The organism is Paenibacillus sp. NPDC093718 (assembly GCF_050279985.1).
GTDB lineage: Bacteria > Bacillota > Bacilli > Paenibacillales > Paenibacillaceae > Paenibacillus_AQ.
In genome coordinates, this window is the sequence record NZ_JBNNUS010000004.1 from 436,846 (window position 1) to 452,561 (window position 15,716).

The following is a 15,716-nucleotide window of genomic DNA, read 5'->3' on the forward strand; positions in this document are numbered from 1 at the left end:
TTCTTTTCGTTTTCTACTTAGGATTTCCTTTCTCATCTTATTTAGTCCGCCTTGCATATGGGTTCATCACTATACAAAAAAAGACTGCCGTAAAGGCAGTCCTTTCCCCCGTTTATATGGTTGATGATTGCACAACGGCGTGCCCGTCGTTCTTTTCGGTCCCGCACCAACGATACCCTTGTTTTCAACGGGCCTGGCTCCTAACGCAGCACTTTGACAAGCGCACCAAGCTCCTCATTTCCGTAACCCGCATCCACTGCTTTCTGGAAAAGACCTAAAGCGAACGTTGGAAACTCAGCGTTGATTCCAGCTTCCCGCGCTTGCTCCACGAACATTTTTACCGTTACCAAACATGTATTGAGAGAGCTTTGCGGTTGATCGAACGTGTTGGCATGAATGATATCTCCCTCATATTTGATCATTTCTCCCATTGCTGGGGCTATTGCAGAGATCATCGATCCGAATTCATCTACGCGAAGGCCATCGGATTCAAGGATGCGTGCAGCATGAAAGAAACCCATCATTGAACCGAACAGCGTCGAGAGAAATGCCAGATCCGTCGAGGACGCTGCGCTGACCTTTTCTCCCAGAAAAGGAACATTTCCGGCCAAGCTTTTAAGCAGCTGTTCGCTCTTCTGGTAGGCGGTCTGCGTGCCCGATGTGAAAATTGTGGTGTCCGGTCTTCCGATCTGCGGTGGCGTAGCGGGGATGGCACCATCCAGGTAGTCAGCCCCGCGCTCCCGTGCCCATGCTGCATTGTCCCTTGCCTCCTGCGGAGTCCCAGTGCTTAACTGCACGAACACCCGGCCAGTGAGGGCGGCTGCAACATCAGGGGTATCCAAAATGCTGTAAGAGGTCTTATAATTGGCTACACAGACAATCGTGACCGGGCTAGCGGCTATCGCAGAAGCAGCATTGGGTGCAAGAATCGCTCCGTTCTGGACTAACGGTTCTGCTTTCTCCACCGTTCGATTCCATACTGTAACTTGATGACCGTTTTGGAGTAATGCCTGTGCAAGCGCGGCGCCCATTGGTCCTAAACCGATTACTGTTACTTCACTCATACTATTTCCTCCATGTATTATTTAATTGACGAAACAAAACTGTTTTGTTTCGTTTGATGAAAACAATACAATACGGTGTGTCAGTGTGTCAAGTTATTTCTTCCGTGTCCAAGTAAAAATATAGTACACAAGTTCTTGTCATTAAGTGAGTGCAACAATTACACCTTCACCTACCAACGCTATTTCTCAGATTAGCCCTCTCCTCCCTTGTTATTAAACAGAACCATTCTGCATTTTTTTGTGACACTACTAAATTTGTCCATTTCAAAAAAACACAAAAAACCTTAAGCCAGCTAAGCAGCTTAAGGTTCGGGGTCAAATCTTATTGATTCGTTCGGTCGAGATATAACTCGATCAAATGTGTTGCTAACGTTTTAAGTTGGGCTGCTGGTCCTGAGAAGCCGTACACGGAAACGGAGGACAACGCGCCGTTTATAACAAGCATCAACTGATCAGTCAATGTGTCATCATTCACGCCGGCTAACTGTGTCAGGCGGGATAAGCGCTGACGGATGGCACGGTTGTACTCTACAGCTAGCAGATGAACAGGGTGATCTTCTTCGGAGAACTCAGCAAGAGCGTTTAAGAAATGACACCCTCGATGGTAGCCCGGCTCCAGCATCTCGATCGTTGCATCGATTAGAGCCAATAACTGCTCTTTAGGCTTTCCCTCTTTTTTAGCGATCACTTCGTCAAAATGCTCCCAATTAATATGATCCTGTTCTTGAAGATATGCCATTACTAAATCGTCCTTGGTTGGGAAATGACGATAAAGCGTGGCTTTGCTCACGCCGGCTCGTTCTACAATGGTATCTATTCCAACGGAACGAATGCCTTCGCGGTAGAAAGATTCTGAAGCGACGTCCAGAATATGTTGGCGTGCAGAAGCGCGTACCATTTCCTTCACCTAGCCTTCTTCGTGTTATGCCAAACGAAACAATTCTGTTTCGAATTGTAGCATGTTTTCTAGCATAACAGCAAGGTACCTGGGACAATGAGAGCTGTCGAAATATGTGGGCACATGCACACTAACTCTAGATAAATACTCCGGAATTGTATATGTGGTACCTTAAAAAAAAAAGCCCAGCCGGTGGTTGGCTGGACTCTCCTTCTAATCTGCAACACCCTATCTCAAAATTCTTGAGCTGCCTCTGCAGCCTGCCGCAGTCCCTGCTCGATAATCTCCTCACTCCGGTCGCGGAATTGATTATGCCCTTCAATCACAACGGTTGTCACGTTCGTCATGCCGAATACATTCAGATGATTCTTGACGAAGCTTACCGCCATCTCCGATGTGTCTCCTTCCGCATACACGCCGCCTCTGGCATTCAATAAGGCCGCCTTTTTATCGGATAAGAGCCCTACCAACCCTTGCTCCGTGTACTGGAAGGTTTTGCGCGGATGGTGCATGTAGTCCAGTTACGAATGCAAAACAGCCGGGACGGTCAAGTTCCATAGCGGGAATGCAAACACCACCTTGTCTGCGGCCATGAACCGCTCCAGATGCTTGGTAACGATATCCCGCGTAGCTGCTTCCTCCGGTGTGAGTTCCATGCCCATAGCAGACTTAAAATTCCCGTTAATCATCACTTCATCCAGATAAGGAATATGCTCCTTATACAGATCCACTTCAATTACGGTATCCTTCGGATGGGCCGCTTGATAGCTCTCCAGAAACGCATCATATAGTCTTCCCGTTACGGACCCTTGGCGGTTATTGGCTTTGATAAATAAGGTTGTTGTCATGTAAATCCCCTCCACAATGTATGATGATGCTGCATGAAATGCTTAATTTGGGCTTCTCAACACAATCCCCTTGGACTCCCTTTGACCGAACTGAACATAATAGAACAGCATGATGGCTATCAGCAGCACAGCCAAAGCTAGGTAGATATTGCTATAGAGGTTCCCCTCCGTGTAAAAACGGATTGGATTCCAGTGGATGCCGGACTTGATATCCAGCATCTTGCCATACACGCCCGAGGCCATGCCTGCCGATATAAAATTCAGCATCTGCATCAGTCCCATCCCGACTCCCGCTTGTTCCTTGTGCAGGCTGAGCGAAACGGAATTGGACAACGCAATCATTACAAACGTCTGCCCCACATGTCCGAGAATCAAGAAGACCGCGATCAGAACAGGCGATATGCCAATGAAGGTAGACAGCAGCGCAAAGCATGTCAGCAATAATCCGACGGCCACTAGGAAGAGATACGTATTCCCCCTCCCATCCGCAAGCCTTCCCCCTGCTTTACCCAGCAAGGCCGACGCGATTGCGGCCGGTACCATGACAAAACCAACCCACCCCGGCGAGAGTCCCTGTACCTCCGACAACAACAACGGACTTAAAAAATGCAGAGAGAACCCGATGCCGCTAACGATGAACATCACGATTAATCGGAGGGTATAGTTTTTGTTCCGAAATAATCCCGGATCTACAAACGGTTCGGCGGCCGTACGAATACGTATGATAAGCAGCCCGATAGCCAGCAGTCCAAGAAGAGGCTGCCACCAGGATCCGTTCGTGACGCCGAGCAGGAGAAAGGTGACCGCAGCCGCTAACAATCCGCCTCCCAACCAATCGAATTGGCCGGAGGACTGAAGTTCTTCTTCCTTCAAGTATTTTCGATATAAAGGAATCGTAATTAAGATCAGCAGCGGAATACAGAATAACCAGCGCCAATCCGCAATACTGGCTACAAGTGAAGACACAATGGGACCGAGCGCACTGCCGATGGACAATCCCACGAATGCCGTGGCCATAGCCGATCCCCTTCGCTCGGGTGCAATGTAGCGTACCGGAATTAACATCGCCGTTGCCGGAATCGCCGCGGCTCCGACGGCCTGCAGACATCTGCTGACCAGCACCATCCAGAACACTTGCGAGAACAGGCCGACCAGCGATCCGACCGCGAACAGGAGCAGTCCGATCGTAATCAGATTTCGAAGTTGAATCCGTTCCGTGAGCTTCCCATAGAGGACCGTTCCGACGCCATAGATCAAGGAATATGAAGAACTGACCCAGCTGACTTGAGCCGTCGTCAGGCCGAATTCCTCCCGCATGTCCGGCAGCACGAAGTTAAACATCAAGCCGCTCATCGCGGATAGACATAATGTGAACATCACAACGCGCATTAATCTCTGTGTTTCCATCTCCTGAACCACCTCTCATTGGCTTCCTTTATAAATTCGGTATACAACAGTTATGACCGTCAGTACTTACTGACATATTGTTTGAAAAAAATACTAGGGGGTTAACGCCCTAGCAAAAATCCGCACGCTTTCCTCGATAAAGGCATCAAGCGTCACGGGAGAGAACATCTCTTCCGAATCGAGCTCGTTCATAAACGCCCCGAAGTTTATCATCATGAACGAAATGGCCCGCAGCTCCGGATCGCCTGCGATCATTTTGCCCTTCTCGGTCATCACGGTAAAATACTTCGTCAATACATCCATGTATTGCTTGGGATGTTTGCTGGTGATCTCCCGCAGGCCCGGTAAGTTATCGTTCTCCTTCACGCTGATCGTGATCAGCTTCCGATTCCGAATCATCAGCTCGTGATAAGTCCGGCTGATAAGAAGCAGGTCTTCGCTTAAGTCTCCTACCAGCTTATCTTCAAACAGCTTTGTCATTTCTTGGCCATAATGATAGCGTTCAAAAGCCGTTTCCAGAAGGTTCCGCTTACTGCCGAATTTACGAAACAGGGTTTTCTCACTTAAGCCGGCAGCCGTAGCGATTTCCTGGGTGGTTACCCCGTTGTAGCCCTTCCGAGAGATGAGGTCGATCGCGGCCAGCAGCAGCTTATCATCCGTGCTCAGGTTGTCACCATGCTCCATGAAGGCCCTCCCTCTTATTTTATGAATGTCAGTACTTACTGTCATTTGTTGAACCCATCATATTCCTATTGAGTATGCTCTGTCAAGCATTTAACAAAAAATATGCCAATCCTACATCCCGAAGGAGCCTACCGGCCCTATACACTTGTCGCAGCATATTGACGCCCGAGCGCCTGCAGCCGTTCCGCAATCGCATGCTCGATATCGCGATCCAGCGGCAGTTGTTCCGAGGCGTATGGTGCCAGCAGCGGATGATCACCGATCATTACCGCGTGCAGGGCATGCTGGAACATCGAAATATCGTTGGCATCATTGCCAAAGGCAACATATTCGCCCTCCTTCATGCCCAGCTGCTGAAGCCCGCTCCATTTATGTATCCCCTTAGGGCTGATATCCAGCACATTTTCCCCTCCATGCACGTGAACAACGACATCCAGTTGTCGCAGCCTCTCCTCCACTTCCGCCATATGGTCCGAGGTCAGCATCAATATTTTCACAATCGAATTCAGCTCCTGAAGCGCCATGTTCTTGGCCAGCATGTGCGGGTCTAAATGAAGCAGAATCGGATGATCTGCAGGACCCGTATAGGCATAGTCCCATTCTCCATCGATCAAATAGCTTACGTTATACGTTGTTAACAGCTGCAGAAGGCTCGGAAGTGCCTCGCTGTCAAAGCCCGCCGTGGAGATTAGCTTTCCCCCTGCCGCCACCATCGAACCGTTGCCTCCGATCATCGGGTAGTGATGAACACGCTCATGCAGGACGGGAAGCAAGTCGCGAATCGGCCGGGCGGAAGCAAAAATAACCTCATGCCCTTGCGCCACCAGCTCCTCCAACGCCTTCAACAACTCATCCGAAACCGGCTGCCCTTTAAAACAAATGGTTCCGTCCAGATCGAATACAAATTTCATGCCCTTGCCCTCCTGTATCTTCTCATTGCTCTTATCATAGCAGTTGATCGTATAATGAGAAGGACATTTGTCCAGGAGAGAAAGGAGCAACTCAAAGACCCATGAAACTACTTCATGATGCACCCTTGCTGAGAACCAAGCTGGAGCAATTTCAATTCGAGAGCATGCTGGATCTGAGCAGGCCTGTGCCTTTTACATTGCAGCAATATGAGCCTGGCGAGATCATTCTGCATGAAGGCTTCGCCATGAATTCCCTTCTGTTCCTCGTGCAAGGGAAGATCAAGGTGACCTCCAGCATCGAAACCGGCAAATCGCTTCTTCTGCGCTTTGGTCATCCTTTTTCCATCATCGGGGATATTGAATTGATTCGAAGCGTTCCGGTCCAATCCCAGATCGAAGCCGTTAACGAATGCCTGTTCATCGGGCTGTCCTTTGACTATATTAAGCAACATGAAATGACAAACGCCCGCTTTACATCCACCTTGCTGGATCACCTGAGCTATAAACTTCAGACCTGCACGACCGCTTCCCGCGTCAATCTGCTGGCACCTGTGGAGAACCGTTTTGCCAGCTATCTCATGTCCACCATGTCGCCGGGTTCCAGCCCTTCCTTCGGAATGGAGCTGCAGACCGACCATATCGGAGAGATCGCCAGCTTGCTTGGCACCACGCATCGACATTTGAACCGGGTCATGCATGCTTTTGCACAACAGGGGATCCTGGGAGCGAAACGGACAGACCATCCGCATTCTGGACTGGAACGCGATGGAGACGGCATCGAATGGAATCCGCTATGAGTAGATCGCCCAGCCGAAACTTTTTCCGCAAGTTCTTGTAACGAATCGGCCATTGCCCGGTCATATAGGCAAGGAGGTGAATATGTGACGGATTTGCACCAGATCTATCATCAGCACTTTCATGACGTGTATCGGTTCCTGCTGTCGCTTAGCAGAGATGAGCATGTTGCGGAAGAACTCACACAGGAGACGTTTTTCAAAGCGCTGAAGCATATCGATTCATTTCAAGGCACGTGCAAACTAAGCGTTTGGCTCTGCCAAATCGCTAAACATACATACTTCTCCTATCTTGATAAGCAAAAGCGATATGAGCCGGCCCCGCAGGTCGAGCACAGCAGCGATCTGGATATCGCGTGGCAAACCGTCGATAAAGCAGAGGCTTTCCGAATCCACCAGATTCTGCACTTGATGGACGAGCCGTATAAAGAGGTGTTCACGCTGCGGGTCTTCGGAGAGTTGTCTTTTGGCGAAGTCAGCCAGCAGTTCAAAAAAACCGAGAGCTGGGCAAGAGTCACCTTCTTTCGAGCCAAGCAAAAAATTCAAAGCCTGTACAAGGAGGAGAACCGACTGTGAGCCGAGTTTCGTGTGATATTATTCAGGATTTGCTGCCCTTGTACTATGATCATGTGTGCAGCGCAGACACCAAAGCCCTGGTAGAAGAGCATCTAGCCGATTGCCCGGATTGCCGGGAGGTGCTAAGCCATATGAGCTCCCCTATGCCCCTGCCAGCCCAAACAATTGAACAAAACAATGATGAGGGAGCCGGATTGCGGCAAGTTGCCGCCCAATGGTCGCGCACCAAGTGGATCGCGTTTACCAAAGGTTTGTTGCTCACTTGTCTAGCAGTTGGACTCCTGTTCCTAATTTATGTAGGCCTGTTCAAATGGAACATTACCAACGTACCTACCCGCGTTATGCAAGTATCCGATATCAGCCAGCTGAAGGATGGGCGCATTGTCTATCATGTGAAGATGACCGACGGTTTCAACGTCAATCAGGCTAGCTACGACACGGATGCGGAAGGAAACTTCTATGTAACACCCAAGCGCCCCATCATAAAATCCAAGAAGTTCGCGAGTATGGGGCTATCCAACATGTACTATTTCAATGATATTAAAGAGCAGAATGCCTATGAGAAGAGCTTTGGCGAGGGTGTTCAAATCAAGGCCCTCTACCTGGGAACGCCCGATGACCGAATTCTGATCTGGGAACAAGGCATGGAGCTGCCTCCGGCAAGCGAGTCCGTCGAGTTGCAGTTTAAGAGTGATGAGAATGAAAACAAGAGACCGCCAGGGCAGCCATCTGGACCCTGAAGCGGTCTCTTGACCTTTAAACCGTCGTAACGGATTTACGCAACAATCTCCACTCGATCCAAGCCGACCAAGCAAGATGTACACCACCTTGTCCGTTTATGTCACAAAAGATCGGGCCGAAAAAGGTTACGTGTAATTCCATTCCATATGAGTAAAATTGCGCCAGCTTACTCCGCAGGTTCACCCGCCGCTTCCCAGCGGTCAATTTCCGTGCGCACCCGAGGGGCGACTTCGGTTCCCAGCAGTTCAATGGCTCGCATGACTTCATCATGAGGCATCGTTCCCACCGGCACGTGCAGCATGAAGCGAGTAATGCCCACGTGCTTGCGCAGATGAATGATTTTTTGGGCGACCGTCTCCGGGTCCCCCACATAGAGCGCACCATCGAAGCTCCGAGCCGCATCGAATCTTGCACGGTCGTAGTATCCCCACCCCCGCTCCCGTCCCAATACATTCATGCTGGCTTGAGTGGATGGGAAGAACTTGTCCGCTGCCATCTCCGTATCTTCCGCAATAAATCCATGGGAATGGGAGCCGATCGGGAGCTTCGATACATCATGTCCCGCATGCGCGGCCGCTTCTTTATACAGCTTAACCAGCGGCGCGAACTGCAGGGGACTTCCGCCGATAATCGCCAGTACCAGCGGCAGACCGAGCAGGCCTGCGCGCACAACCGATTCCGAATTGCCTCCGCTGCCAATCCATACCGGCAGCGGATTCTGAACCGGGCGCGGATAGACGCCTAAGTTATGAATCGCGGGGCGATGCCCGCCCTGCCAGGTTACTTTTTCCGACTCGCGAATTTTGAGCAGCAGCTCCAGCTTCTCCTCGAACAGCTCATCATAATGGCTTAGATCGTAGCCGAATAACGGGAATGATTCGATGAATGAACCTCGGCCCGCCATAATCTCGGCACGCCCATTCGAGATGGCATCCAAGGTGGCAAAATCCTGAAATACCCGCACCGGATCAGCGGAGGACAGCACCGTAACCGCACTCGTCAGCCGAATCCACTTCGTCTGGGACGCAGCCGCAGCGAGCACAACTCCAGGCGATGATGCCGCATAATCCTTACGATGATGCTCACCTACCCCATACACATCCAAACCCACCTGATCAGCCAGGACGATTTCCTCAACAACCTCGCGCAGCCGCTGCGCGTGGCTTATCACTTCGCCTGTCTTCACATCCGGCCAAGTCTCTACGAACGAGCTAACCCCAATTTCCATTATGATTTCCTCCTATTATGCTTTGCCGCGAGGCAGAACCGTGGCAAAGGTTATCGTTGTTTCATGCCATCGGGCAGTCAACCTCGTTATCTATCATTCAATTATCTTTATATTGAACTTTTAGCTCGGATTTTTCAAGTTACAAGTTAACTGATAACGTAAATCCTGTGGGTCTATAGATATGAGAAAGTCAAAAATGGCCAGAACCCATGCGGATTCCGGCCATTCAGTTTACCTTTTAACCATGTATTTGAGCTTGGCTTATTGCTTTTCTGCCAAGTATTCCTCCAGACGATCCCAGGTTTGGGTAATGCCTTCTTCCATTCCCATATCCAGCACGGTTTTAAGAGCCTCCGGAGAATCGTACACTGCCCGGTTGATCAGCTTGGTCTTCCCATCCTGCTCCACAAAGGTCAACGTAGAAATAGGGGCAGGCATTCCCTCTGCAATAGTGCCTTCCGCATCGGAGAAATAATCGATAAGAACAATTTTCTCCGGCTCTTCGATCTCCTGGTACACCGATTTGCCCCAGGATTCCATGCCGTAGAAATCCCCTTGATTCTGATCCAAACACTTCATGCAGTAATGCCACGAGCCGCCCGGACGAAAATCCATATTGGATACGGTGACCTCCCATCCGCGAGGCCCCCACCACTGCTTCAGATGCTCTCCATCCGTAAACACTTTGAATACAAGCTCCCTAGGTGCATTAAACACACGTTCCAATACAAGTACTTCCCCTTCAACCCGCGTAATCATTTGGTTCGTCATTATATATTCCTCCTCGAATTAGATGGTGTTTAATCCCGTTTCTTTATATCCGATTGCAGTTTCTAAGTAGTTATCCAAGTTGTCGAAGCGCTCGTTCCATATGCTTCGGTAATTATGGAGCCAATGGTCCAGTTCTACAAAAGGCTCCGACCGCAGCATATAGTTCCGCCGGTTCGCCTCCGCCCTTACCTCCACCAGCCCGGCTTCCAGCAGCACCTTCAGATGCTTGGAGGCTTGCGGCTGCCGAATGTCAAGACGTTCAGCGATTTCTCCTACCGTTAAAGGCCCCTTCAGCAGGAGATCCACGATACGAAAACGGTTCGGTTCGGCTAAAGCGTTAAATGTTGTTAGTTCCATCTTATTGTGATGACCGGTACAGACCCGCTGCTATAGCGTTTACGGTAATTGTCTGCTCTCTCTGTCCACGTCACCATCATCACCTCTTTTTTTGCTGATTTAATGGTGTGCCGTACTTCCTGATAACAATATACCATGATAGGAATATTCCTGTAAAGGAATATTTAAATATTTTTTTTATTTTTTTCATAACACAAAAAAGCAATAAACAGAGGTCATTTACTCGACCACGTCTATTGCTTCTTGTCATTTATCCTTCGTATTCCCTTACTTAAAGAACACCTTGTCTACATTATATTTGGCCTTGAATTCATTAATGATATAGGTCTCATAGATCTCTCTATGAACGGCGTCTTCAATGATGCAGACCTCGATTCTTGTAACCTCATCCCGATGCTCCTTGATCGGAGAGACGCTATCTTCAAAATGCTTCTTGATTCGCGGTCTTAGCTTTCTTGCTTTGCCAACAAACAGGAGTTCCTCCTTGCTGTTGTAGAACATGAAGATCCCGCCCCGATCTCTGGGAATCAGGTGAAAATCCGTAAATCCGTAAATGTGGCTTAACTCCGGAGCAGCCTGCTTGGTAATGGTAACGTCCACCTTGGGAATGGTTATATTGATCACGACTAACGCTCACTTCCTCAATTCATATATTGATCTAAATCGTATCACTAATCTGCTTATTTGCCCATGCGGGAAATTCAAAATCACCCTTCTCTAGGCATCCGCATAGGATGAAACTAGGTATGACTAATAACGATGGGGGTCTTTTTTATATGAGCATTCAACATTCCGGACACCAGGAACAAACCTTATATCAAGCTGAACCCAACATGACGCACAACATCAAATCGGTTCGCGATCATATTCACCATCTATGCGAGCAGCATGCGAATCAGCTGGTTCGTGTCGAAACGCTCGACGGTGATGTTTTTGAAGGGACGATCATGCATTGCGAGAAGGGGATTCTGTACTTGAGTCTGTCCGGGTACGAAAACCAGCGCGGCTTCGGCCCCGGTTACTATAATAATGTCATTCTCCCCCTAGTTCTCTTCGAATTGCTTGTCATTACGCTGCTGTATACCTAAACCCATATAACCCGATTAAGGAGTGAACCCATTATGGCATTTATGCCGCCGCAAGGACCTCAGGGACCACAGCAAGGGCCCTTATCCCCACCTCCAACCACGATCCCCCAACAACCTTTGGCCAGTGTTTTTGCTGTTGACCCGGGAGCGATCATAGGATGTTTGTTTCGCTTCACCTATATTTGGCCGAGATTTGGGCCTGGCTTCTGGTTTTTTCCGACCTTCGTCGGCCGCACCTCGGTCGCCGGTTTCCGATGGACGGGAAGAAGATGGGTCTTCTCGGGATTCGATTTAAGAAGGATCGAGTCGTTTACCTGTTACTGATCCTTATCATCATCAAGGGCTGAAGTCAGCAGGTACGATCAATGACCTCGGTGATCCACCCGCTCATCAAGAGAGTGCCCCTGCGGCGCTCTCGAGCTCTTGCATCATGGACAAGCTTCCCTTAGCAGAGGCTTCCTTTTCAGGGTATCCATTTTTCCCGAAAAATAAAGTTCTTGATTATCCTCCGACAACATTAAATAATATGTAACAGTCCCTCTTTAAAACCGATAATGGAGATTGGGATTATACCATTAACAAACACAGCAGAAAGGTTGACTTGAACACCATGGATATATCGCAGCATGCCACTGGGAAAAAAAGCGCCAAAGAGCCCTTTCCCATCTCTATACTGTCTTTAACCGTGGGCGCTTTTGCCATTGGCATGACGGAATTTGTCATCATGGGAATACTCCCTAATGTCGCAGATGACCTGAATGTCAGCATTGCATCGGCCGGGCAGCTGATTACAATGTATGCTCTTGGGGTAGCCGTAGGAGGCCCTATTCTAACGGTTCTAACCCACCAAATACCGCAAAAAAAGCTGCTCCTGCTGCTCATGGGCCTATTTATTCTGGGTAACGGCATTTCGGTATTTGCTCCGAGCTATGCCGTTCTTATGGGTGCCCGAATGCTGACCGCGCTGACGCACGGTACTTTCTTCGGTGTGGGAGCCGTCATTGCTTCGAACCTCGTGCGGCCGGACAAGCGTGCCGGGGCGGTATCCATCATGATGGCCGGATTAACGATAGCCAATATCATCGGGGTTCCGATCGGCACCTTCATCGGCCAGACGATGGGCTGGCGGGCTTCATTCGGCGCAATTGCCGTTATGGGGGTATTGGCATTGATCGGCATCCTGATCTTCATTCCGAAGCTACGGCAGGAACAAGCGTCAAGCATCACGCAGCAAATTACAGCCCTTATCAGACCACAACTCCTTCTCTTCCTGCTGATCGGGGCGCTTGGCAACGCTGGCCTGTTCGCCGTCTTTACTTATATCGCGCCGCTGCTGATTGAGATCACCGGCTTTGCCGAGCCGAGCGTCACCTGGATTCTGATCCTGTTCGGTATCGGCGTAACCGTCGGTAATATCGTGGGCGGAAGGCTGGCCGACTGGAAGCTGCTGCCCTCCATTCTGGGTGTTTACTTTGCGACAGCCGTCATTCTGACCATCCTCACCGTGACGATCCATAACCCGGTCACCGCCGTACTGACCATCGTGTTGTGGGGAGCTGCCTCTTTCGCCGTTATGCCGGGAATGCAGGTGCGTGTCATGAGTCTGGCCCAGTCCGCTCCCGCTCTCGCCTCTACGGCAACCCATTCTGCGGGCAATCTCGGAAATGCAGCAGGGGCCTTTATCGGAGGGTTGGTCATTACCCATCTAAGCTTAACGGCCCTGCCTTGGGTGGGCGCTGGTTTGGTGGGATTCGCCTTCATTCTGGGAGCAGCTTGTTATATGTATGAACGCAAGGCCATAACGGTTAATGCTTAGTCTGTCCCGATAGCTACAAAACGCTCGTTGCCATACGAGGCACGAACCATGTTGAAAAGGCGTAACCGGCCATTGCACCCCGGTTACGCCTTATATATATTCGATGATCCTTCTGCGTTTACAGAGCTTTGATCTCCAGCAGCTCGTACTTAACGATACCCATCGGCGCATCCACGTTGACCTGATCGCCTACTGCTTTGCCCATTAGCGCCTTGCCAAGTGGACTTTCATAGGAGACTTTATTGTTCAATACGTCGGCTTCTGCCGGTCCTACGACCTGATATTCAAGCTTCTCCGCAAACTCGATGTCATTCAGGACGACATTCGAACCAACATTCACCGTTTTCGAGCTCACTTGATTGGCGTCGACAATCCGGGCGTTGTTGAGTGTTTTTTCCAGGATGATGATGCGCGTTTCCATAAACGCCTGGTCGTTCTTGGCCGAGTGGTACTCGCTGTTCTCCTTCAAGTCACCATAGCTGATCGCGAGCTTGATCCGTTCCGCTAACTCTTTGCGTTTTACATACTTGAGGTCATCAAGTTCTTCCTGGAGTTTATCATAGCCCTCCTGGGTCAAGATCAGTTCTTCTGCCATGTTCATCACATCCACTTTTTAATTTCTTACTTCTAGTGTACTCTTTATTTCGAAAATAAGCGAAAACTTTCTGAAAATCGATGGATGGAATATTTGGTAATTAAAACCAATTACAGAATTGCCACTACCCCAATTGAACCACTTGGACACTATATATGAAGGATTATTTTAAACAAATCAGGATCGTTGTATACCCTGAGAGAGAACCATAATAGCCCCTGATTTCTCCGCAGGGAGAAACAGGGGCTATGCAAGATAGATGGAATGCCGTGGCCTATCGGCACATGGCATCGACCTGCTATGACATTCACCGCCAATACCTTACGAACCCGCTTCGATATCAGCCTTCAACGCATCATACTGCTCCATCAGCTCACCCATGATCGGATGCTCACCAGCAATGCCGGTATATTGGGAAGCCGTGTCGCTTGCACCGATATCCCGAACCGATGCTTGCAGCTCCACGCTTTCCGGATCTTCCGGAACATCGAACATCAGAGCCGCTGCCATGGATTTCGCCAAGCTCTTGTACGCAAGCCCGCTTTCGAAAGCCAGCATGGCCGGCGACACCAGGCGGTCGCCCGGGGACAGCTTCCGGATCGGGGAGCGGCCTACGCGGGACACCTCGTCGGTCAGCGCCGGATTGCGGAACCGCTCCAGGATGGTATCGATATAGGCTCCATGCTCGGAAGGATTGAAGCCGTGTTTATGCACGAGCGCAGCTCCCGTCTCCTCCAGCACCGCACGGACATGACTCGCTACCTCTTTGTCCTTCATGGCGTCCTGGATCGTCTCGTAGCCTTTTAGAAACCCTACATACGCGGCCGAGCAGTGTCCGGTATTCACCGTAAACAGCTTGCGCTCAATGTACGGCTCCAGGCGGTCCACGTAGTGAATGCCTTCTACAGGGACATAATCCTCAAACATCTGCGAGCGGTCCACCGCCCACTCATAGAACGGCTCCACCACGACCTTCAGACGGTCCTCATGCTGCTGCAGCGGCACAATCCGGTCTACGGCCGCATCCGGAAACGCAACCCGCTGATCGGCCTTCTGCTTCGTCTCGTCATCAAGCTTCCCGTAGACGTGCTCTTTCAGCTGCGTGCTCCCGCCGATGGCATTCTCGCATGCGATAATATGAAGGGGTGCAGCCGACTCCGCTTGCAGCCGGAGCTTCAGCCCCTCGGCAATGGTACCGGCGATGAACTTCAGAATGTTCACGCCTACCGCTGTTGTCACGAGATCCGCTTCGGCTACTGCACGTGCGGCAGCTTCCGGCTCCGAGGCGCTATTGAGTGCCGTGATGCCTTTAACGATCGTGGTCTCCTGTCCTTCGCTGGCCAAGGTTACGGGATACTCCCCGCGCGCTTTCAGCTCCGACACCAACTCTTCGTTCACGTCGATAAAACAAACCTCGTAACCGGCTTGTGACAGCAAGAGCCCTATAAAACCGCGTCCGATGTTCCCTGCTCCGAAATGGACTGCTTTCATGCGCCCATTCCTCCTTCGAAGATCGCAAGAATCTCCTCTTCGCTGGAAGCGTTCATCACCTTCTCAATGCTCTCGTCGTCCGTGAAGATCATGGCCACATTCGTTAGAATCTCCATGTGGTCACCACCGGCAGCTGCAATACCAATGACAATAAACGCCGGCTCATCTCCTCCGAAATCTACGCCTTCCGGGAAGCGGACGATGGACAATCCCGTCGATATTACCATGCCTTTAGCCTCTTTGGTGCCGTGGGGAATCGCGAGTCCTCCGCCCATATAAGTGGAGGCAATCTCTTCGCGTTCCAGCATTTTATCTACGTAATCTTCGGATACATGGCCTGCCTGTACAAGCAGATTCCCCGCCATGCGGATGGCTTCACTCTTGCTATCAGCCATTGCGTTCAGTACGACTTTATCTTTGGACAGTATGTTACTCATGTTGGTTCTC

The 15,716-nt window shown here is 50.2% G+C and carries 17 protein-coding genes and 1 pseudogene; 5 read left to right on the forward strand and 13 right to left on the reverse strand.

From position 1 onward, the window contains the following. Positions 1 to 200: 200 nt before the first annotated feature. The 6 genes and pseudogenes from ACQKPA_RS14850 to ACQKPA_RS14875 all read right to left on the reverse strand — a co-directional run bounded on the left by ACQKPA_RS14850 (position 201) and on the right by ACQKPA_RS14875 (position 5,812). Positions 201 to 1,064: an NAD(P)-dependent oxidoreductase gene (locus tag ACQKPA_RS14850; protein WP_427493397.1), complete on the reverse strand. Its 864-nt coding sequence runs from the start codon at positions 1,062 to 1,064 to the stop codon at positions 201 to 203. A gap of 322 nt (positions 1,065 to 1,386) precedes the next feature. Further along, a complete protein-coding gene (locus tag ACQKPA_RS14855; RefSeq protein ID WP_427493574.1) occupies positions 1,387 to 1,962 on the reverse strand; it encodes a TetR/AcrR family transcriptional regulator in 576 nt (191 codons plus the stop codon). A 233-nt stretch (positions 1,963 to 2,195) separates the two neighbouring features. Continuing rightward, positions 2,196 to 2,810, reverse strand: a pseudogene (locus tag ACQKPA_RS14860) (FMN-dependent NADH-azoreductase). A 42-nt stretch (positions 2,811 to 2,852) separates the two neighbouring features. Continuing rightward, positions 2,853 to 4,217: an MFS transporter gene (locus tag ACQKPA_RS14865; RefSeq protein ID WP_427493398.1), complete on the reverse strand. Its 1,365-nt coding sequence runs from the start codon at positions 4,215 to 4,217 to the stop codon at positions 2,853 to 2,855. Positions 4,218 to 4,310: 93 nt separating this feature from the next. After that, complete coding sequence (locus ACQKPA_RS14870) at positions 4,311 to 4,901, reverse strand: TetR/AcrR family transcriptional regulator (RefSeq protein WP_427493399.1); 591 nt, start codon at positions 4,899 to 4,901, stop codon at positions 4,311 to 4,313. Positions 4,902 to 5,038: 137 nt separating this feature from the next. Further along, a complete protein-coding gene (locus tag ACQKPA_RS14875) occupies positions 5,039 to 5,812 on the reverse strand; it encodes an HAD-IIB family hydrolase (protein WP_427493400.1) in 774 nt (257 codons plus the stop codon). Between the two features lie 101 nt (positions 5,813 to 5,913). On the opposite strand from ACQKPA_RS14875, the gene ACQKPA_RS14880 reads away from it, so the two are divergent. The 3 genes from ACQKPA_RS14880 (at position 5,914) to ACQKPA_RS14890 (ending at position 7,922) form a co-directional block, all read left to right on the forward strand. Continuing rightward, the gene (locus ACQKPA_RS14880) at positions 5,914 to 6,609 is read left to right on the forward strand and encodes a Crp/Fnr family transcriptional regulator (protein ID WP_427493401.1); all 696 of its coding nucleotides are present in this window, start codon (positions 5,914 to 5,916) and stop codon (positions 6,607 to 6,609) included. An 84-nt stretch (positions 6,610 to 6,693) separates the two neighbouring features. Beyond that, positions 6,694 to 7,182 carry an RNA polymerase sigma factor gene (locus ACQKPA_RS14885; RefSeq protein WP_427493402.1) on the forward strand — a complete coding sequence of 163 codons (489 nt, stop codon included), beginning with the start codon at positions 6,694 to 6,696 and terminating at the stop codon, positions 7,180 to 7,182. Next, positions 7,179 to 7,922 (forward strand): zf-HC2 domain-containing protein, encoded by a 744-nt coding sequence (locus tag ACQKPA_RS14890; protein ID WP_427493403.1) that lies wholly within the window; start codon positions 7,179 to 7,181, stop codon positions 7,920 to 7,922. The genes ACQKPA_RS14885 and ACQKPA_RS14890 overlap by 4 nt, the downstream gene beginning before the upstream one ends. Before the next feature lie 167 nt (positions 7,923 to 8,089). Here the strand turns inward: ACQKPA_RS14890 and ACQKPA_RS14895 are convergent, their stop codons facing one another. The 4 genes from ACQKPA_RS14895 to ACQKPA_RS14910 form a co-directional block, all read right to left on the reverse strand. Then, complete coding sequence (locus ACQKPA_RS14895; protein WP_427493404.1) at positions 8,090 to 9,151, reverse strand: LLM class flavin-dependent oxidoreductase; 1,062 nt, start codon at positions 9,149 to 9,151, stop codon at positions 8,090 to 8,092. A gap of 261 nt (positions 9,152 to 9,412) precedes the next feature. Beyond that, positions 9,413 to 9,922 (reverse strand): SRPBCC domain-containing protein, encoded by a 510-nt coding sequence (locus tag ACQKPA_RS14900; RefSeq protein ID WP_427493405.1) that lies wholly within the window; start codon positions 9,920 to 9,922, stop codon positions 9,413 to 9,415. Positions 9,923 to 9,940: 18 nt separating this feature from the next. Next, positions 9,941 to 10,279, reverse strand: a complete 339-nt coding sequence (locus ACQKPA_RS14905; RefSeq protein WP_427493406.1) for an ArsR/SmtB family transcription factor — start codon at positions 10,277 to 10,279, stop codon at positions 9,941 to 9,943. Positions 10,280 to 10,546: 267 nt separating this feature from the next. Then, positions 10,547 to 10,903 carry a nucleotide excision repair endonuclease gene (locus tag ACQKPA_RS14910; RefSeq protein ID WP_339268879.1) on the reverse strand — a complete coding sequence of 119 codons (357 nt, stop codon included), beginning with the start codon at positions 10,901 to 10,903 and terminating at the stop codon, positions 10,547 to 10,549. Between the two features lie 152 nt (positions 10,904 to 11,055). Here ACQKPA_RS14910 and ACQKPA_RS14915 point away from each other — a divergent pair, with 152 nt between their 5' ends. Further along, positions 11,056 to 11,367, forward strand: a complete 312-nt coding sequence (locus ACQKPA_RS14915) for a hypothetical protein (protein WP_427493407.1) — start codon at positions 11,056 to 11,058, stop codon at positions 11,365 to 11,367. Positions 11,368 to 11,977: 610 nt separating this feature from the next. Beyond that, on the forward strand, positions 11,978 to 13,183 hold the full coding sequence (locus ACQKPA_RS14920; protein WP_427493575.1) for an MFS transporter: 1,206 nt from the start codon (positions 11,978 to 11,980) through the stop codon (positions 13,181 to 13,183). Between the two features lie 118 nt (positions 13,184 to 13,301). Here ACQKPA_RS14920 and greA read toward each other — a convergent pair whose 3' ends face one another. The 3 genes from greA to ACQKPA_RS14935 form a co-directional block, all read right to left on the reverse strand. Continuing rightward, positions 13,302 to 13,778 (reverse strand): transcription elongation factor GreA, encoded by a 477-nt coding sequence (gene greA / locus ACQKPA_RS14925; protein WP_071220557.1) that lies wholly within the window; start codon positions 13,776 to 13,778, stop codon positions 13,302 to 13,304. Between the two features lie 321 nt (positions 13,779 to 14,099). Continuing rightward, positions 14,100 to 15,269 (reverse strand): mannitol-1-phosphate 5-dehydrogenase, encoded by a 1,170-nt coding sequence (locus ACQKPA_RS14930; RefSeq protein WP_427493408.1) that lies wholly within the window; start codon positions 15,267 to 15,269, stop codon positions 14,100 to 14,102. Then, entirely contained in the window at positions 15,266 to 15,706 is a 441-nt protein-coding gene (locus ACQKPA_RS14935) for a PTS sugar transporter subunit IIA (protein WP_427493409.1), read from the reverse strand. Before ACQKPA_RS14935 ends, ACQKPA_RS14930 begins: the two co-directional genes overlap by 4 nt. Between the last annotated feature and the right edge of the window lie 10 nt (positions 15,707 to 15,716).